At 64.6% G+C, this 17,942-nt stretch carries 14 protein-coding genes; 11 read left to right on the plus strand and 3 right to left on the minus strand.

Translation table 11 applies throughout. The features are described 5' to 3' along the window. Positions 1-207: 207 nt before the first annotated feature. Positions 208-1,671, plus strand: a complete 1,464-nt coding sequence (cysN, locus tag DOM45_RS11165) for a sulfate adenylyltransferase subunit CysN (protein ID WP_110600568.1) — start codon at positions 208-210, stop codon at positions 1,669-1,671. Positions 1,672-1,795: 124 nt separating this feature from the next. Further along, entirely contained in the window at positions 1,796-2,707 is a 912-nt protein-coding gene (gene epsC, locus DOM45_RS11170; RefSeq protein WP_110600570.1) for a serine O-acetyltransferase EpsC, read from the plus strand. A 10-nt stretch (positions 2,708-2,717) separates the two neighbouring features. Here the strand turns inward: epsC and cmoB are convergent, their stop codons facing one another. Continuing rightward, positions 2,718-3,731 (minus strand): tRNA 5-methoxyuridine(34)/uridine 5-oxyacetic acid(34) synthase CmoB, encoded by a 1,014-nt coding sequence (gene cmoB / locus DOM45_RS11175; protein WP_110600572.1) that lies wholly within the window; start codon positions 3,729-3,731, stop codon positions 2,718-2,720. Continuing rightward, positions 3,724-4,506 carry a carboxy-S-adenosyl-L-methionine synthase CmoA gene (gene cmoA / locus DOM45_RS11180; protein WP_110600574.1) on the minus strand — a complete coding sequence of 261 codons (783 nt, stop codon included), beginning with the start codon at positions 4,504-4,506 and terminating at the stop codon, positions 3,724-3,726. Before cmoA ends, cmoB begins: the two co-directional genes overlap by 8 nt. A 119-nt stretch (positions 4,507-4,625) precedes the next feature. Here cmoA and pgi point away from each other — a divergent pair, with 119 nt between their 5' ends. The 9 genes from pgi (at position 4,626) to DOM45_RS11225 (ending at position 16,907) form a co-directional block, all read left to right on the plus strand. Then, a complete protein-coding gene (pgi, locus tag DOM45_RS11185) occupies positions 4,626-6,275 on the plus strand; it encodes a glucose-6-phosphate isomerase (protein ID WP_110600576.1) in 1,650 nt (549 codons plus the stop codon). 25 nt (positions 6,276-6,300) lie between these two features. After that, positions 6,301-6,948 carry a YqiA/YcfP family alpha/beta fold hydrolase gene (locus DOM45_RS11190; RefSeq protein ID WP_110600578.1) on the plus strand — a complete coding sequence of 216 codons (648 nt, stop codon included), beginning with the start codon at positions 6,301-6,303 and terminating at the stop codon, positions 6,946-6,948. 116 nt (positions 6,949-7,064) lie between these two features. Continuing rightward, entirely contained in the window at positions 7,065-8,945 is a 1,881-nt protein-coding gene (gene parE, locus DOM45_RS11195) for a DNA topoisomerase IV subunit B (RefSeq protein WP_110600580.1), read from the plus strand. 170 nt (positions 8,946-9,115) lie between these two features. Further along, entirely contained in the window at positions 9,116-11,368 is a 2,253-nt protein-coding gene (gene parC / locus DOM45_RS11200; protein ID WP_110600581.1) for a DNA topoisomerase IV subunit A, read from the plus strand. A 113-nt stretch (positions 11,369-11,481) separates the two neighbouring features. Then, positions 11,482-12,702 carry a phosphoserine phosphatase SerB gene (serB, locus tag DOM45_RS11205; RefSeq protein WP_110600582.1) on the plus strand — a complete coding sequence of 407 codons (1,221 nt, stop codon included), beginning with the start codon at positions 11,482-11,484 and terminating at the stop codon, positions 12,700-12,702. 101 nt (positions 12,703-12,803) lie between these two features. After that, on the plus strand, positions 12,804-14,552 hold the full coding sequence (locus tag DOM45_RS11210; protein WP_110600584.1) for an HD domain-containing phosphohydrolase: 1,749 nt from the start codon (positions 12,804-12,806) through the stop codon (positions 14,550-14,552). Between the two features lie 186 nt (positions 14,553-14,738). Next, complete coding sequence (locus DOM45_RS11215) at positions 14,739-15,791, plus strand: M4 family metallopeptidase (protein ID WP_240612366.1); 1,053 nt, start codon at positions 14,739-14,741, stop codon at positions 15,789-15,791. Continuing rightward, complete coding sequence (locus DOM45_RS11220; protein ID WP_110600585.1) at positions 15,788-16,141, plus strand: protealysin inhibitor emfourin; 354 nt, start codon at positions 15,788-15,790, stop codon at positions 16,139-16,141. The genes DOM45_RS11215 and DOM45_RS11220 overlap by 4 nt, the downstream gene beginning before the upstream one ends. Before the next feature lie 283 nt (positions 16,142-16,424). Then, on the plus strand, positions 16,425-16,907 hold the full coding sequence (locus DOM45_RS11225) for a DUF3465 domain-containing protein (RefSeq protein WP_110601102.1): 483 nt from the start codon (positions 16,425-16,427) through the stop codon (positions 16,905-16,907). A 71-nt stretch (positions 16,908-16,978) separates the two neighbouring features. On the opposite strand, the gene DOM45_RS11230 is transcribed toward DOM45_RS11225, so the two are convergent. After that, positions 16,979-17,707: a glycosyltransferase gene (locus DOM45_RS11230; protein WP_110600587.1), complete on the minus strand. Its 729-nt coding sequence runs from the start codon at positions 17,705-17,707 to the stop codon at positions 16,979-16,981. Positions 17,708-17,942: the final 235 nt, after the last annotated feature.

Here is a 17,942-nt window from a genome sequence, read left to right on the forward strand (position 1 = left end):
CGACCGGGACCAGGTGGGCTCGATGGAGAAGAAGAAGCGGGAGGGGTACTTCTGAGCTACGAGCTACGAGCATCGAGCTGGTTATCGAGACTCGTGGCACTCGCCAGAAGCACTAGTCATTGACCATACCCGCCAAACATGAGGAGAGCACGGCCTGCTCGTAGCCCGAAGTTCGTGGCTCGCAGCGCTCGTGTCCAGGAGGAAACCATGTCACATGCTTCACCAAAGATTTCAGAGAACATCGATGCCTATTTGAAGGAGCACGAGCAGAAAGACCTGCTGCGCTTCATCACCTGCGGCAGCGTCGACGACGGCAAGTCGACCCTGATCGGTCGGCTGCTGCACGACTCCAAGATGATCTACGAGGACCAGCTGGCGGCGATCACCCTGGCGTCGAAGACCAGCGGAACGACCGGCGACAAGGTCGATCTGGCGCTGCTGGTGGATGGCCTGCAGTCGGAGCGGGAGCAGGGCATCACCATCGACGTCGCCTACCGTTTCTTCTCCACCGACAAGCGCAAGTTCATCATCGCCGACACGCCGGGCCACGAGCAGTACACCCGCAACATGGCCACCGGCGCCTCCACCGCCAGTCTTGCGGTGATCCTGATCGATGCCCGCCACGGCGTGCAGGTGCAGACCCGGCGTCACAGCTTCATTGCCGACCTGCTGGGCATCCAGCATCTGGTGATCGCGGTCAACAAGATGGATCTGGTCGAGTATTCCGAGGCGCGTTTCGACGAGATCGTCGCCGACTATCGCGAGTTCGCCGAAAAGCTGAACGCCACGGACATTCGCTTCGTCCCCATGTCGGCCCTCGACGGTGACAATGTCGTCAATCGCAGCGAGAAGATGGACTGGTACCAGGTCGACGGCAGGCCCGGGCCTGCGATGCTCGAGCTACTGGAGAGCGTCGAGGTCGCCCACGACTCGAATCTCTCCGATCTGCGTCTGCCGGTGCAGTACGTCAACCGCCCGAATCTCGATTTTCGCGGCTACTGCGGCACGCTAGAGGCCGGGATCCTGCGCCCCGGCCAGGCGGTCAAGGTGCTGCCATCGGGCAAGCGCTCCACCGTCGAGCGCATCGTGACCTTCGATGGCGATCTGGAGGAGGCCTATCCCGGCCAGGCGATTACCGTGACGCTGCAGGACGAGATCGACATCTCCCGCGGCGACTGGCTGGTGGCGGCTAACGCCGAGGTGGCACAGTCCAGCGCGCTGACCGCCGATATCGTCTGGATGCATGACACCGCGCTCGAACCGGGTCGTCTCTACGATTTCAAGATCGGTACGCAGGAGATCGCCGGCAAGTTCGCTGCCATCGATTATCAGATCGACGTCAATACGCTTCGCCACCACGCGACCGAAACGCTGCCGCTCAACGCCATCGGCCGCTGCCGGGTCGAGCTGACCGCGAGCGTGCCGCTGGACGACTACCGCAAGAGCCCGGGAACCGGCAGCTTCGTGGTGATCGATCGGCTGACCAATATCACCGTCGGGGCCGGACTGATCCGCGGTGCCGTCGAAGGGGCGGCCGACGAGGTCGCTGGCAGCGTCGACTGGCGGGCGTTCGAGGTTGAATTCAACGCGCTGATCCGCAAGCACTTTCCACACTGGGAGGCGAAGGACATGCGCGCGCTGCTGAAAGATGTCGGACGCGAGGGGCGCTAAGGGCCAGAAACCCATGCCGTATCGCCGCCGACCCGGCCCTCCGGTGGCGTTTGGTCCCGGGGCTGCGGGGTGTATCATGTCGCTCCGGCCCGACGCTTGCGTCCGCGATTGAAAGGAAATCCTCATGCAGCACGTCAACTGGCAGCTCGATGGCATCGTGTCCCAGCTCCGCGCCACGCGCGAGCAGTGGCGCGCCCAGAACGGTCGCGAGAAGGAGAAGGGCTGCCGGGAATTGCCGTCGCGGCATCGCATCCGCGAGACGCTGGAGTTCCTGAGCGGGGCCATCTTCCCCATGCGCCTGGGACCCTCCGACCTGCGCAAGGAGAGCGAGGATTTCTACGTCGGCCATACCCTGGACCGTGCGCTCAACGCGCTGCACGAGGAGGTGCTGCTCGAACTGCGCTACATGGCGCGGCTCGGCGGTGACAAGGCTTCCGAGCATACGGCCACGGCAACGCAGATCATCCAGGGTTTCGCGGATAGCCTGCCGAGCCTGCGTCGTCGCCTCGACGACGATGTCATGGCGGCTTTCTACGGCGATCCGGCGGCGCGCAGCGTCGATGAAGTCCTGCTCTGCTATCCCGGCGTTCATGCGGTGATCTACCATCGCATCGCGCACTACTTCTATCAGGCGGGGGCCGGGCTGGTGGCGCGGATCATCGCCGAGCTGGCCCACTCCGATACCGGTATCGACATTCATCCCGGCGCGCAGATCGGTGAGGGGTTCTTCATCGATCACGGCACCGGCGTGGTGATTGGCGAGACTGCGATCATCGGCAATCGCGTGCGTCTCTACCAGGCGGTCACGCTGGGCGCCAAGCGTTTTCCGGCGGATGAGAAAGGGCATCTGGAGAAGGGCCTGCCGCGCCACCCCATCGTCGAGGATGACGTGGTCATCTATGCCGGTGCGACCATCCTGGGTCGCATCACGGTCGGCAAGGGGTCGGTCATCGGCGGTAACGTCTGGCTGATCTGCAGCGTGCCCCCCAAGAGCAATATCACCCAGGCCAACACCCAGTCGGGGCCCTGTCCCTAGGCAGCGCGACCTAACCCATGGGCTTGCGTGCGATGAGCGTGGCGCGGCGCGGCGCGGGGTGGCCTTCGATCGTCTTCGAGCGGTCGTCCGGGGCCAGAAAATCGGCCAGCGAATGGAAGGTCATCCACTCCGTGGCGCGCTGCTCGTCGAGACTGGTGACGGTCTCGTCGACGCAGCGGATCGCCTCGAAGCCGCAGCGTTGGAGCCAGTGTGCCAGCGCCCGCGACGACGGCAGGAAGTAGACGTTGGGCATGCTGGCGTAGCGCTCACCGGGCATGAAAACGGTCTGTTCGTCGCCTTCGACCACCAGGGTCTCCAGCACCAGTTCGCCGCCGGGGGCGAGGGCATCCTTGAGTTGGAGGAGATGCTCCAGCGGCGAGGCGCGGTGATAGAGCACGCCCATCGAGAACACGGTATCGAAGGCGGCGAGCTTTTCCGGCACGTCCTCGATGCCCACCGGCAGGAAATGGGTGCGATAGTCATCCGCGTCGCCGACGAAGTGACGCACCGCCTGGAACTGGTAATAGAAGCGCGGCGAGGGGTCGATCACCAGTACGAAGGCGGCACCGGCGCCGGCCATGCGCCAGGCGTGGTAGCCGTTGCCGCCGCCGACGTCGAGCACCCGGCGGCCGGCAAGCGGAGAGAGGTGCGGAGCCACGCGCTGCCACTTCCAGTCCGAGCGCCACTCGGTGTCGATCTCGACACTGCCGAGCCGGTAGGGGCCCTTGCGCCACGGCATCAGAATACGCAGCAGGTTGTCGCAGCGGCGGCGATCGGCGTCGCTCAGTTCGACGTCCACCGCCACGGTGTCGTCAGTCAGGCCGACATCGCGCATCGCAGGGAGCGCAGGCAGCTTGGCCACCGCCTTCTCCCACGCCGGCAGATCACCGTGGCGCTGGCGGTCGAGCCCGCGGGCGAGCTGCTCGGGCAGGGCGGCCAGCCAGCGAGTCAGACCCTGATCGAGAAAGGCCAGATAGAGACGGCGCTCGGCTTCCGCGAGCGTGCGGGGACTCGGGTCAGGCATTCTGGGTGGCCGCCTTGGTCCCGGTGAGCGCGTCCTTGTCCTTGAAGGCGATGAGAGAGGCGAAGTTGAGATACTGGAACCAGGTCGTCACCCGCGAGAATCCGGCCTGCGTCAGCCGTTCGTGGTGCGTGGCCAGCGTATCCGGCACCAGCACGTTCTCCAGCGCGGTGCGCTTCTGGCTGATCTCCATCTCGCTGTAGCCGTTGGCTCGCTTGAAATCGTGGTAGCGCTCCACCAGCCAGGCGTTCTCCTGTTCGTCCTCCGCAACGATCTTCTCGGAGAGCACCAGGATGCCACCGGGCTCCAGCGCCGCGAACAGCTTGGCAATGACGGCATCGCGATCCGCCGGTGGCAGAAACTGCAGGGTGAAGTTGAGCACGATCATGCCGCTGGCCCGATAGTCCAGCCGGCGGATGTCACCCTCGACGAACTGCATCCGGTGGTCGGGGCTCTCGACGGCGGCGATCTCACGGGCGCGGCCGATCATCGTCGGGGAGAGATCGACGCCGGTCAGTTCGAAGGCATCGGCGGGCAGCCTTCCGGCCAGCGCCAGACCGACCGCCCCCAGCGAGCAACCCAGATCGTAGACGTGAGCGCCGTGACGCAGGTGGCGTTCGGCGATGACGCCGAACATGCCGAGAATCTGGCCATAGCCGGGTATCGAGCGTCGGACCATATCCGGAAAGCAGGCCACGACCCGCTCGTCGAAGGAAAAGCTCGCCACGCGATCGAGGGGTGTCGAAAAGATGGCGTCACGGTAAGATGCGTCAGTCATTGCCGGAAGATATTCTTAATTGGGAGAGCGTGAAGCGAGCGAAGCGACTGTGGCATGCCCGCTGCGGCCATAGTGTACGTTTTGCGTCTCTTCGCTGCACGTGACAAGGAGAGCCATAGATGTCGATTCGCGAAACCCAGGCATGGAAAGCGCTCGAGCAGCAGCTCGAGGGTGGCATGCGGGATATTCATCTGAAGACCCTGTTCCAGCAGTCACCACGTTTCGAAACGTTCTACCTGGAAGCCGCCGGGATCCAGATGGACCTTTCCAAGCAGCGCTGGACGACGGAAGTCCGGGAAGGGTTGCTCTCGTTGGCACGGGATGCCGGCGTGCCTGACGCGATCCAGCGCCTGCTGTCGGGCGAACGGGTCAACCGGACCGAGGACCGACCCGCGCTGCACACGGCGCTGCGTCTGCCACGCGAGGCCCAGCTCGAGGTCGAGGGTGTCGACGTGGTCGGCGAGGTCCATGCCACCCTCGACAAGATGGAGACGCTGGTCAACAAGCTGCTCAACGGGCAGTGGCGTGGTGCCACCGGCAAGCCGATCACCGACGTGGTCAACCTCGGCGTCGGCGGTTCGGACCTGGGGCCGCTGATGGTCACCTCTGCGCTCACCGACTTCGAGCCCGACGACGTGTTCGAGGTATCGACGCACTTCGCCTCCACCATGGACGGCTCCCAGCTGGCGGACTTCCTGAGCTGGCTCAATCCCGAGACGACCCTGTTCATCCTGTCGTCCAAGTCCTTCGGCACCATCGACACGCTTTCCAACGCGTCCACTGCGCTGGACTGGATCTCGACGCGCCTGGGCGGCGACGAAGCGCTGATCAAGCGCTTCCATTTCGTCGGCGTCTCCACCAAGCCCGAGAAGATGACCGAGTGGGGCATCGACCCCGCCAACCAGCTGCTGTTCTGGGACTGGGTCGGTGGTCGCTACTCGCTGTGGAGCGCCATCGGCCTGCCGATCGCCATTCGTGTCGGCATGGACAACTTCCGCCAGCTGCTGGCGGGGGCCCATGCCATGGACGAGCATTTCCGCACCGCCGACCTGGCGGAGAACCTGCCGGTACAGCTGGGGCTGATCGGCATCTGGAACGTCAACTTCCTGGATATCCGCTCCCATGCGGTACTGCCCTACGACGGCCGGCTCAAGCACCTGCCGGGCTATTTCCAGCAGTTGGAGATGGAGTCCAACGGCAAGTCGGTGACCAATGGCGACGCCGTGGTCGACTACTCCACCTGCCCGGTGATCTGGGGCGAGATCGGGCCCAACGGCCAGCACGCGTTCTATCAGTTGCTGCACCAGGGGACGCAGCCGGTGGCGTGCGATTTCATCGCGCCGGTCAATCGCTACAACGATGTCGAGGACGAGCGCTTTCGTGACGACTTGATGGCTCAGCACCGGCTGGCACTGGCCAACTGCTTCGCGCAGTCCCGGGTGCTGATGCTGGGCGACGATGCCGTGAAGTCCGAGAGTACGCCGCCCAGCTACATGCGCTACCGTGGCAACCAGCCATCCTCCACGTTGATGTTCGACAGTCTCAATCCGGCCACGCTGGGTGCTCTGATCGCTCTCTATGAGCACAAGGTGTTCGTGCAGGGCGTGATCTGGGACATCGATTCGTTCGACCAGTGGGGCGTCGAGCTGGGCAAGAAGATCGCCACCGAAACCGAGGAGATCATTGCCAAGCAGAGCGGTCTGGATAGTCTCGACGACTCCAGTCGTGGCCTGATCGAGGCGATCTGGAGAGGGCAGACGTCGCGGTGACGTCGCGGAAGCTCAGGGGCGGCCGGTGCTAGCCGAGCCGACCCCGGCCGTGCAGCCCGTCAGGGCGCTGCTCTACCTGCACGGCTTCAACAGCAGCAGCGCTTCTCCCAAGGCCCGGCTGGTCAAGGCGGCCTGCGAAGCGTTGGCGCGTCACCATGAGCGTCCTTTCGCCTGCCTGACGCCGGACCTGTCGCACCGCCCGGATCTGGCCCTGGCGCAGGCGGAGTCGGCCCTCGAGGTCCTGGGGCGCGAGAACACGCTGGTGGTCGGCAGTTCCATGGGCGGCTTTCTGGCCACGCTGCTGGCGGAGCGCCATGGCCTGCGCGCCGTGCTGATCAATCCGGCGGTCAGGCCGGCCCGCTTCGTGGCCGATTACCTGGGACAGACGCTGGTCAACGAGGCGTCCGGCGAGCGTTTCACGATCGACAATAGCTATTTCGATCAATTGACCTCACAGCAGTGGGACCGCATCGTGCAGCCGTCGCGCTATCTGCTGCTGCTGGGCAGTGACGACGAGACGCTGGATTGCCGTGACGCGGTACGCGCCTATGCTGGCAGTCGCACGTTGATCCATCCCGGTGGCGATCACGGCTTCGAGGTGCTGCACGACTATCTGCCGGTACTGTTCGCCCACGGCGGCTGGCAGGTGCCGACCCCGTTCTCGATATCATGATCCTGGCCAGCCGACGGCGAGTGGCGAAACCGATACTGGATATTTGACCAGTCGTGTATGATCGTCGCGACGCTGACCCCGTGAACATTGATCCAGTCAATACGGCGAGACCCTGCATGACGCAATACAGTGCTAGCTCCATCGAGGTACTCTCCGGCCTCGATCCGGTTCGTAAACGACCGGGTATGTATACCGACACCTCCCGTCCCAACCACCTGGTGCAGGAAGTCATCGACAACAGCGTCGACGAGGCGCTCGCGGGGCATGCGCGCGAGATCCGCGTCGTGCTGCTGGCGGATGGCGGGATCGAGGTTTCCGACGACGGGCGGGGCATGCCGATCGACGTGCATCCCGAGCACGGCGTGACCGGGGTGGAACTGATCCTGACGCGGCTCCACGCCGGCGGCAAATTCTCCCAGTCGAGCTACCGCTTTTCCGGGGGGCTGCACGGGGTTGGCGTCTCGGTGGTCAATGCGCTGTCGACGCGCCTCGAAGTCGAGGTGTGTCGCGAGGGCAATCGCTACGGCATCGCCTTCGAGAAGGGCGAGAAGGCCGAGGAGCTCTCGGTCATCGGCAGCTGTGCCAAGCGGGCCACGGGTACGGTCGTGCGCTTCTGGCCGGAAGTCGAATACTTCGACAGTCCCAGACTGTCGCTGCCGAAGTTGAAGCACCTGCTGCGCGCCAAGGCCGTGCTCTGTCCGGGCCTCAAGGTGGTGCTCAAGGAGTCCGACGGCGCCGAGAACGTCTGGCAGTACGAAGACGGTCTACGCGACTATCTGGCCCAGGCGGTGGACGGTTTCAAGGTACTGCCGGCGTCGCCGTTCACCGGCCATTTCGAGGACGACGAGCAGGGTGTCGACTGGGCGATCCAGTGGCTGCCGGAGGGCGGCGAGCCGGTGCTGGAGTCCTACGTCAACCTGATCCCCACGCCGCTCGGCGGTACTCACGTCAACGGTTTTCGCAGTGGTCTGCTCGAGGCGGTGCGCGAGTTCTGCGAGTACCGCAGCCTGCTGCCGCGCGGCGTCAAGCTGAGCCCGGAGGACCTGTGGGAGAAGGTGTCGTTCGTCCTCTCGATCAAGATGCTCGACCCGCAGTTCGCCGGTCAGACCAAGGAGCGTCTGTCGTCGCGCACGGTGGCGGGGTTCGTCTCCGGTGTGGTCAAGGATGCCTTCTCGCTGTGGCTCAACCACCATGTCGACCAGGCGGAGCAGCTGGCCGAACTGGTGATCAACGCCGCCCAGCGACGCCAGAAGAGCGCCAAGAAGGTGGCGCGCAAGAAGATCACCTCAGGACCCGCCTTGCCCGGCAAGCTGGCCGACTGCTCCGGTCAGGATCCGGTCTCGAGCGAGCTGTTCCTGGTCGAGGGGGACTCCGCAGGGGGCAGCGCCAAGCAGGCGCGCAACCGGGAGACCCAGGCGATCCTCCCGCTGCGCGGCAAGATCCTCAACACCTGGGAAGTCGAATCCGCCGATATCTACAGCTCGCAGGAAGTTCATGACATCGCCGTGGCGATCGGCCTCGATCCGGGTAGCGACGACCTCTCCAAGCTGCGTTACCACAAGGTCTGCATTCTCGCCGATGCCGACTCCGATGGTCTCCATATCGCCACACTGCTGTGCGCGCTGTTCGTGCGCCACTTCCCGGCGCTGGTCGATGCCGGTCACGTCTTCGTCGCCATGCCGCCGCTCTACCGAATCGATCTGGGCAAGGAGGTCTTCTATGCCCTCGACGAGAGCGAGAAGGCGGCGACGCTCAAGCGTCTGGAGGGCAAGCGGGGCACGCCCAACGTGCAGCGTTTCAAGGGCCTGGGCGAGATGAGTCCGCTACAGCTGCGCGAGACCACCATGGCGGTCGATACCCGGCGGCTGGTCCAACTGACCCGGGAACTCAACGACGGCACGCTGGAGATGATGGACATGCTGCTGGCGCGCAAGCGGGCGGGGGATCGCAAGAGCTGGCTGGAAGATTACGGCAATCTGGCGGAGATCGAAGTCTGAGCATGCCTGCGCGTGGCTCATACGGCGTTGAACGCTGAGCGCCGAATGCTCCCAGTCAACTCCGCTTCGTCGCTCATCGTTCGCCTTGTCTGAGACACGCTCGGCGATGCCCTCGAGGGATGTCGAGAGGCAACGATCGGGAGATCGAATCGTTGAATAGGAATCGATAAATGACCATGGATATCCAGGTGGCGGAGGGCGACGTCGAGCGCCTCTCGCTCAAGGAGTACACCGAGAAGGCGTATCTCGATTATTCGATGTACGTGATCCTCGACCGGGCGTTGCCGCACATCGGCGACGGCATGAAACCGGTGCAGCGGCGCATCGTTTACGCCATGCGCGAGCTGGCGCTGAATGCCAATGCCAAGTACAAGAAGTCGGCGCGTACCGTCGGCGACGTATTGGGTAAATTCCACCCTCATGGTGACAGCGCCTGCTACGAGGCGATGGTGCTGATGGCGCAGTCGTTCAGTTACCGCTACCCGCTGGTCGACGGCCAGGGCAACTGGGGGAGCCCGGACGATCCCAAGTCCTTCGCCGCCATGCGCTATACCGAAGCGCGGCTGTCGCGCTTCTCCGAGACGCTGCTGACGGAGCTGGGCCAGGGCACCGTCGACTGGACGCCCAATTTCGACGGCACCATGAACGAACCGGCGGTGCTGCCGTCGCGACTTCCCCACGTGCTGCTCAATGGCGGTACCGGCATCGCCGTCGGCATGGCGACCGATATCCCACCCCACAACGTGGTGGAAGTGGTCGAGGCGACCTGCCACCTGCTGCGCCAGCCCGAGGCCAGCGTCGCCGATCTGATGACGCATCTGCCGGCACCGGACTTCCCGACGGATGCCGAGATCATTTCGCCGGCCAGCGATCTACGCAAGCTCTACGAAACCGGTCGCGGCTCGGTCAAGCTGCGTGCCCGCTACGAGCGCGAGGACGGCAATATCGTCATCACCGCGGTACCGTACCAGGTCAGCGGGGCCAAGGTGCTGGAGCAGATCGCCGCACAGATGCAGGCCAAGAAACTGCCGATGGTGGCGGATCTGCGCGACGAGTCGACCCACGAGACGCCGACCCGGCTGGTGATCGAGCCGCGCTCCAACCGTATCGATGTCGAGGGGCTGATGGCGCACCTGTTCGCCACCACCGATCTCGAGAAGAACATCCGCGTCAATCTCAACGTGATCGCTCTCGACGGCCGGCCGCGGGTGATGCCGCTGAACGAGATGCTCGGCGAATGGCTGATGTTCCGGCGTACTACCGTGCGCCGGCGTCTGGAGCATCGCCTCGGCAAGGTCGAGGATCGCCTGCATATCCTCGAGGGCCTGCTGGTCGCCTACCTCAATATCGACGAAGTGATTCGCATCATTCGCGAGGAGGACGTGCCCAAGCCGGCACTGATGAGCGCCTTCGGCCTCAGCGATCGCCAGGCCGAGGCGATTCTGGAACTGCGCCTGCGTCACCTCGCCAAGCTCGAGGAGATGAAGATCCGTGGCGAGCAGGACGAACTCGAGGCCGAGCGCAAGCGTCTGAAGAAGCTGCTGGGCAGCGAAACGGCAATGACCGACCTGATCGAGAGGGAGCTGCGTGAGGCGGCTGAAACCTACGGCGATGCCCGTCGTTCGCCGCTGGTCGAGCGGGCCGAGGCCAGGGCGCTCTCCGAGGTCGAGCTGGTCGGTGCCGACCCGGTCACCGTGGTGCTCTCCGAGAAAGGCTGGATTCGGGCCGCCCGCGGTCACGATATCGATCCCGCCGGGCTCTCCTACAAGGCGGGCGACAAGTTCCATCTCGCCACCCGCGGCAAGACCAATCAGCCGCTCGTACTGCTCGATGACAGCGGTCGCAGTTACACCCTCTCCGCGCACAACCTGCCTTCGGCGCGGGGGCAGGGGGAGCCGGTGACCGGGCGAATCAATCCGCCGGCCGGATCGTCGATGATCGGGCTGATGCTCGACGTGCCCGACGCACGCTATCTGCTCGCCTCCGATGCCGGCTACGGTTTCGTGGTCAAGCTCGAGGATCTGCTCGGCAAGAACAAGGCGGGCAAGGCGGTGCTGTCGGTGCCCGCCGGCTGCAACGTGATACCGCCGCAGGCGATTCCCGCGGGCGACAACATTCGGGTGGCGGTGGTGTCCAACGAGGGTCGGCTGCTGGTGTTCGACCTTTCCCAGTTGCCGGAGATGGCCAAGGGCAAGGGTAACAAGATGATCTCGATCCCCGGTCAGCGGGCCGCCAATCGCGAGGAGTTCGTGCGCGACCTGGTGCTGCTGCCGGAGGGTGCGGCGCTGATCGTACACGCCGGCCGGCGCAAGCAGACGCTGAAAGCGGGCGATCTCGACTACTATTCCGGCGAGCGTGGCCGTCGAGGCAGCAAGCTGGCGCGTGGCTTCCAGAAAGTGGATCGGCTCGAGGTCGAGTCCTGAGGGGCATCGTTGGGTCTCGTCATCAGCGACGAGCGTCGACAACGCCTCTGCCATGGCTGACGGTCGGTTGAATCTATAAAGAGAGGGCGCCTCGGGCGCCTCGTGGGGAAAAGATGTCACAACGTTTTGTGGTGCGAGCCACCGGCCCGGCGCGACCAGGTCAGACGGCTGCACTGGGTACGGCGCTGGTCAGCGCCAACTGCCGCCTACTGGACTTGAGCCAGCACGTCGCTTTCGGCGAGGTGACACTGGAGGCACTGGTCGAAACCGCCGACGATCTCGGGGCCATGCTGCCGACGGCCGGCGACGTGTTCGGGCTGGACTGCCGGGTCGAGAAGGTATCTGCCGAGAGTGAAGCGCTATGGGCGGACGTGGCCAAGGACGCTCGCTGGGTGCTGACCCTGATGGCCCCCCGGTTGTCCGCCGAGGTCATGGCGGAAGTCGGCGCGTTGACCGCCGAGCACGGGTTGATCATCGAGCGTGTCAAACGGTTGTCCGCCGCGGGCCAGCTCGACATGGACGCCTCGCCGGCCGGCGCCGGCGCTTGCCTGGAGTGGCGGCTCGGCGGCGCGATAGAAGATGCGGTGTCACTGCGCGAAAAGATCCTGGCGTTGAGCGAGCGCTTCGGGGTCGACGTGGCGTTGCAGCGATCGAATGCCTGGCGCCGACATCGTCGGCTGATTTGTTTCGATATGGATTCGACGCTGATCCAGGCCGAGGTCATCGACGAGCTGGCGCGCCGACATGGCGTCTACGAGGAGGTCGCCAGCGTGACCGAGCGCGCCATGCGTGGCGAACTCGACTTCCAGCAGAGCTTCCGTGAACGCATGAGCAAGCTCGAGGGCCTGGATGAGTCGGTGTTGGCGGAGGTCGCCGAGTCATTGCCGCTGATGCCGGGGCTGGAGCGACTGATGCGCTATCTCAAGCGTCTGGGTTACCGGACCGCGATCCTCTCCGGTGGGTTCACCTATTTCGCTTGTCACCTGCAGCAGCGCCTCGGTTTCGACGAGATCCACGCCAACGAGCTGGTGATCCGCGACGGCAAGGTGACCGGCGAGGTCGCCGAGCCGATCGTCGATGCCGGGCGCAAGGCGATGATGCTCAGGCAGATCGCCGAGCGCGAGGGGTGGGACCTGGCCCAGACCGTGGCCGTGGGCGATGGCGCCAACGACCTCGAGATGCTGGCGACGGCTGGGCTCGGCGTGGCCTTTCACGCCAAGCCGCTGGTGCGCCGTCAGGCACGGCAGTCGGTCTCTACCCTGGGGCTGGACGGCTTGCTCTACCTGCTCGGCTACTCTGCCGCCGAACTGGAAGAACTATCGCGGGGCGAGTGACGCGCGTCGGACGTTAAGTTCAAGGCGCGATGGCCGATAACGATAGCTTACATAGCTTTACATTTATGCTTTTGTGACTGCTTTTCGTTATCGGAGCTTCCATGTCTGACTCTGCCTCGACGGACATCCATCAAGCCAAGGCCAAGTGGGAGTGGCTGGAGCCGCTCTGCCTGCAGGGCGGCGTCAATCTCGCGTTCAACCACGCAGGCAGCGCGTCCTGGCCGGTGCTGCTGGACGATGTCACCGTCGACGAGGCGCTCGTCATCGACGTGTCGGCCGTGCCGGCGCTGGCGGATCCTCTGGAGAAGGGGGATTCATTCCACCTTGTGGGCCATGTCATGGGAGCACTGGTTCGAACGTCTCCGCTGGCCGTGATGGAGCGGTTGGAGGATACGTCACGCGTCCGGTTTCGTTGTACCTATCCCGACTACCTGAGCACCATCCATCGCCGCGGCACGTTTCGCGCGCCGCTGCGTGCCGAGATGGGCGTCGGTACCCGCCTCACCCTCGCGGAGGGTGCGCCCGTCGTGGATGCCGACCTCTGCAACCTGTCGCTCGGCGGGTGCCTGCTGTCGATGCGGCTGGCCGATGCGGTGGCGCTGACACCCGACCAGCCCATCTTTTCCCTGGAACTGCATTTTCCCAATCAGCAGCGTCTCGAACTCAAGGGGCACGTCCGACACATCCGCACCAACGATGAATGGACAAGGGCACTGGTCGGCTGCGAGTTCGACGAACTTCCGATCGATAGCGAGCGCATGCTCTGGTTTTGTGTCAAGGAGATCGAGCGTGAAGATGCCAGGCGGGCACAGAGTAGCGAGAAGCCCCTGGAACCCTCGGGGCTGTTCCTGACCCCGAGCGGGCGTCGGCTTCCGCAGCCCCCTTCCGGAATCGCCGCGGAGAAGCCTGCGGCTACGGTCGGCAATACGGTCGCTCGGCAGTTGCAGCGGGTCGCGGACTATCTCAATGCGCAGAGCCTGCAGCTCCAGAACGGCGGCACGATATCGTCCACGCTGCTGTCGCGTCATGCGGATACGATCATCGCTCTCGGCGGGCCGGGGCGTGAGTCGCTGCTTTACGCCATGGGCTATCTCGATGCGGAGCCCGTGGCCGTGCAACATGCGTTGGTCGTGGCGATCCGGGCCGTCGATCTGGCGCGCCAGCAAGGATTCGACAGCGAAACCTTGAAGGCGGTCGCGGCCAGCGCCCTGGTGCACGACCTGGGCAAGGCGTCGTTGCCGAGCGATCTGCTGGAGAGTCGCGATGGACTGACCGAGGCGCAGCGGGCACTGCTGCCGGGCCACGTTCATCGGATAAGCGAACGTGTGGCCGATTGCCGCTGGCTGTCGCCAGAGATCGCCGCGCAGGTGGTCGGGCAGGTCAACGAGAGGCTCGACGGCAGCGGCTATCCGCTCGGGCTCCATGGTGCCGCCATCGGCGAGCTCGGCCGGATGATCGCGGTGGTGGACGTCATCGATGCCTTGACGCGACCACGTGCCGACCGCGCTGCCTGGTCGCTGGTCGAGGCTTACCGCCATGTGCTGGGCGAGGCGACGGCTTTCGATAACAGATGGGCCCGGCGCTACGTGCGGCTGTTCGGGGTCACGCCGGTGGGATCGCTGGCCCGTTATTCCAGCGGGGCCCTGGCCTGGGTGCAACGTCTGGATGCGCAAGCCCGTCCATCGCAGGTTCACATGGTGCTCAATGCCAACAGTCCGCGGCGCCGGCTGGATCTAGTGCTGGCGCAGCGGGATCTCGACCAGTTGGGGCGTCTGGAAGGCGCTGTTCAGCCCGCAACCTACGGCTTGTCGCTGGCCAATAGCGGCTTGCGCTCGGCCGTTCGCGAGTAGCGCTATCGTCTGCCGCGCTCTCCAGTGGCGCGCCGAGATCGTCGGAGGGGCGACCCTGGCCGGGAGTGGCCAGGGGCTTGGCCATTGGCCGCCTCGTTGACAAAAAGGAACATTGGCACAGCGGAGACATGGCGCAGATTGGACCACACTGAAAACCTCGAGCTTCATGGCACAGGAGGTAATCGCATGGTCGAAATGCACGGCTCCAGGGCGCTCGCGGGCTTCATGCCGCCCCACGTTCTCGAACGCATCATGTCTCACGGCAACACGAGGCTTCAGCAATGCGCGCGGATGACGCTGCAGGCCGACGCCCAGTTCCGGCTGCGCAACGCTGCCGCGCCCATGGCTCGCCCGGCGGACAGCGGCCGGCCGGGCCAGGCCGCGCGATATATCTACTCCGCCGGTAACCAGCAGACCCTACCCGGCAATCTGGTACGGGAGGAGGGGGCACCGGAAAGCGGGGATGTCGCCGTGGACGAGGCGTATCAGTGGCTGGGTGCCACGCATCTGTTCTACTGGCAGGTCTTCGAGCGCGACTCCATCGATGGTGACGGGATGGCGTTGCTGGGCACGGTTCACTATGGCGAGGATTATGACAACGCCTTCTGGAATGGCGCCCAGATGGTGTTCGGCGACGGCGACGGCGAGCTGTTCAACCGCTTCACGGCGGCGCTGGATGTGGTCGCTCACGAGTTGACCCATGGCGTCATCGAGCGCGAGGCCGGTCTCGTCTACGCGGATCAGTCCGGCGCCCTGAACGAATCCCTGGCGGATGTCTTTGGCGTCATGGTCAAGCAGCACCACTTCGAGCAGAACGTCGAGGAGGCGGACTGGCTGATCGGCGAGGGACTCTTGACCGACCGGGTCAATGGTCGGGCGCTGCGCTCGATGGCCAAGCCGGGAACCGCCTATGACGACCCGGTACTGGGCAAGGATCCTCAGCCGGGGCATATGGACGACTTCGTGCGAACGTCATCGGACAATGGTGGGGTACATATCAATTCGGGTATTCCCAACCGGGCATTCTACCTGGCGGCTACCAGCCTGGGCGGGTTTGCCTGGGAGCAGGCGGGGCCGGTCTGGTTCGATGCGCTGACCGATTCACGTCTGCAACGCGATGGCGATTTTGTCCAATTTGCCCGGTTGACGGTCGATTGTGCCGCCAAGCGCTTCGGTAGCGACAGCGCTGCCATGCGGGCCGTCAACCAGGCGTGGGTCGATGTGGGCGTCCTGTCATGACCGGCAACGGATCGAGCGGCAATGACCTCCTCGAACCGACCAGCGTGATCATCGTCACCCGTGAAGGGGGATTCGTCGTGACGCCTGGACTGTCGGCGCCGCGCAAGATCGAGTGCAGGCAACTGAACGAGCATCAGCGACGCCGACTCCAGGCGGTGCTCGAGGAACTCGATCGGCATGGCGGCGAGTCGGCCTCGGCGGGAGCCGACCGGCGTTCCTTTCGGGTCACGCTGGAGGTGTCGGCAGGGTGTCCCCGGCGTGAATGGGAACTGGACGAGAGTGCAGCACCCAGGTCATTGATTGGGCTATGGAAACGCGGCGTCGAGGAGCTGGACGAGAGTGCCGACTAACCGCGGAAGCGAAGGGTATGGGAGTTTTTTTGATTTTTCGAGGAACTCCATCGCGCTATCGCACTCTGATCTAGTAGCCCAGGACGGGCGCACAGCGTAGGCCGGGCCTGAATTGGGTCCGGCTTCTTTTTTGTCTAACGTCGCCCACTTCTTTGGCCTCGGCGTCGATAATACCTATCCTATGGCGAGCCGGCCTGGCTCGTTTTTTTGTGCCTGTCGATCCTGAAACCTCGTTGTCCTGAGCATGGGCGGCGGCAGGTCGGGCAGAGGTATGGGGGAGCTTATGCGTCAGCGAATCCCGCCGCGGTTATGGCGTTGGGCAGGCGCCTGTCTGCTGGTGGCGCTCCTGACCCTGCTGCTGACAGCCGGGTTAGGCGGGAAGGGGACGCTTGGGCTCTCGTCTCATTCGCCCGGTGACCAGACGTCCGTTACGGCCGAGGCGCGGTTGCAGCACGCCTTCGAGGCGCGAAGAGATGACTTCTGGATCGAGGCCTCGGGGCGGGTCTTGCGGGTGCTGCCGGACGATCTCGACGGGAGTCGCCACCAGCGGATCATCGTCGCGCTCGACACTGGCCAGACCTTGTTGATTGCCCACAATATCGACCTGGCCCCGCGGATCGAATCTCTCGAACCGGGCAGTCGTCTAGGTTTTCGGGGCGAATATGTCTGGAATGCCCGGGGCGGCGTCATCCACTGGACCCATCACGATCCCGGTGGCGACAGGGTGGGTGGATGGCTGGAGTATCGGGGCAGGCGCTATCGCTAGGCTCGCCCGCGAGTTGACGGCGCTCGTTCACTGCCATGACGCCGTCCACGGAGTGGGGCTGCTGTCCGATATCAGCGAGCGTAGACCCGCATCCGGCGTTTGGCGGGCCGGTGGCTGGAGTGCCAGCGGCGGGACAGCCACCACATGCCGAGCCAGTCCCGGGCGTGCCCCAACGATCCGGCAGCCAATCGCCAGGGAGAGGCGTGGGCCGAGGGCGCCCGGAGGTTGACCCGGTAGCTGCCAGTCTGGCCGCCACGGCGACGAATCAGCAGCGGGAGGAATCGCTGCAGCTTGTCGACGGATGGCAGTGCCACCAGCGCTTCCCGCTTGACCAGGCGCAGACCGCAGCCGTCGCCATCGGCGAGTTCGATGCCAGCGCTTCTGAAGACGCGGAAGAGGGCTCGCTTCCAGCGACAGCGAGGGTCGAGGGGAATCCCCTCGACCAGCGTCAACCCCTGGTGCTCTGCCTCGCAGAGCATGTCGGGGATGTCGTGGGGGTCATCCCGGCCATCGGCGGCCAGCGTCGCGATCCACTCGCCCCGCGCCAGATTGCCGGCTCGCCACGACGCGGCGTCGCTGCCGGTGGGCGTGGAGTGGCGATAGAGCCTGATCCGGTCATCGGTAGCGGCCAGGCGTGCCAAGCGATCGTGGTCGCTCCCGCCCGAGGCGTCGTCGATGATCACGAACTCCAGGGCGGTAGCGTGCCGAAGCGCACTGGATGCCTCCGCGACCACGTGTTCGACGCGGTGAGAAGCGTCGTGGACGATGATGACAAGTGATAGCTTGGGCAGCTCGAGCATGATGAAATCCTGTAGGTTTCCAAAGCGTCGACTTTGCTCGTCGTGTTCGGAACCCGCACTATGGCAGCCTATTCTTAAAATCGGCTTAGTGAATCACCAAGCCTCCATCGGATGCGCTGCTTATTTTCCAACAGGTTCGTGACAGTGGAAGGTCAGGCAGAGGGAAGCGGGAACCAATGGCGTGTTGCCGTGGTATTGATAGAGCCGAATTGACAGAGCCGAGTGTCGCCGCAGG

This window comes from Salinicola lusitanus (genome assembly GCF_003206045.1).
Taxonomy (GTDB): Bacteria; Pseudomonadota; Gammaproteobacteria; order Pseudomonadales; family Halomonadaceae; genus Salinicola; species Salinicola lusitanus.

Bases quoted from the DNA above. Each gene is read 5' to 3' on its own strand.
- cysN (WP_110600568.1), top strand. From the start codon at position 208: ATGTCACATGCTTCACCAAAGATTTCAGAGAACATCGATGCCTATTTG.
- epsC (WP_110600570.1), top strand. From the start codon at position 1,796: ATGCAGCACGTCAACTGGCAGCTCGATGGCATCGTGTCCCAGCTCCGC.
- cmoB (WP_110600572.1), bottom strand. From the start codon at position 3,731: ATGCCTGACCCGAGTCCCCGCACGCTCGCGGAAGCCGAGCGCCGTCTC.
- cmoA (WP_110600574.1), bottom strand. From the start codon at position 4,506: ATGACTGACGCATCTTACCGTGACGCCATCTTTTCGACACCCCTCGAT.
- pgi (WP_110600576.1), top strand. From the start codon at position 4,626: ATGTCGATTCGCGAAACCCAGGCATGGAAAGCGCTCGAGCAGCAGCTC.
- parE (WP_110600580.1), top strand. From the start codon at position 7,065: ATGACGCAATACAGTGCTAGCTCCATCGAGGTACTCTCCGGCCTCGAT.
- parC (WP_110600581.1), top strand. From the start codon at position 9,116: ATGACCATGGATATCCAGGTGGCGGAGGGCGACGTCGAGCGCCTCTCG.
- serB (WP_110600582.1), top strand. From the start codon at position 11,482: ATGTCACAACGTTTTGTGGTGCGAGCCACCGGCCCGGCGCGACCAGGT.
- DOM45_RS11210 (WP_110600584.1), top strand. From the start codon at position 12,804: ATGTCTGACTCTGCCTCGACGGACATCCATCAAGCCAAGGCCAAGTGG.
- DOM45_RS11215 (WP_240612366.1), top strand. From the start codon at position 14,739: ATGGTCGAAATGCACGGCTCCAGGGCGCTCGCGGGCTTCATGCCGCCC.
- DOM45_RS11220 (WP_110600585.1), top strand. From the start codon at position 15,788: ATGACCGGCAACGGATCGAGCGGCAATGACCTCCTCGAACCGACCAGC.
- DOM45_RS11225 (WP_110601102.1), top strand. From the start codon at position 16,425: ATGCGTCAGCGAATCCCGCCGCGGTTATGGCGTTGGGCAGGCGCCTGT.
- DOM45_RS11230 (WP_110600587.1), bottom strand. From the start codon at position 17,707: ATGCTCGAGCTGCCCAAGCTATCACTTGTCATCATCGTCCACGACGCT.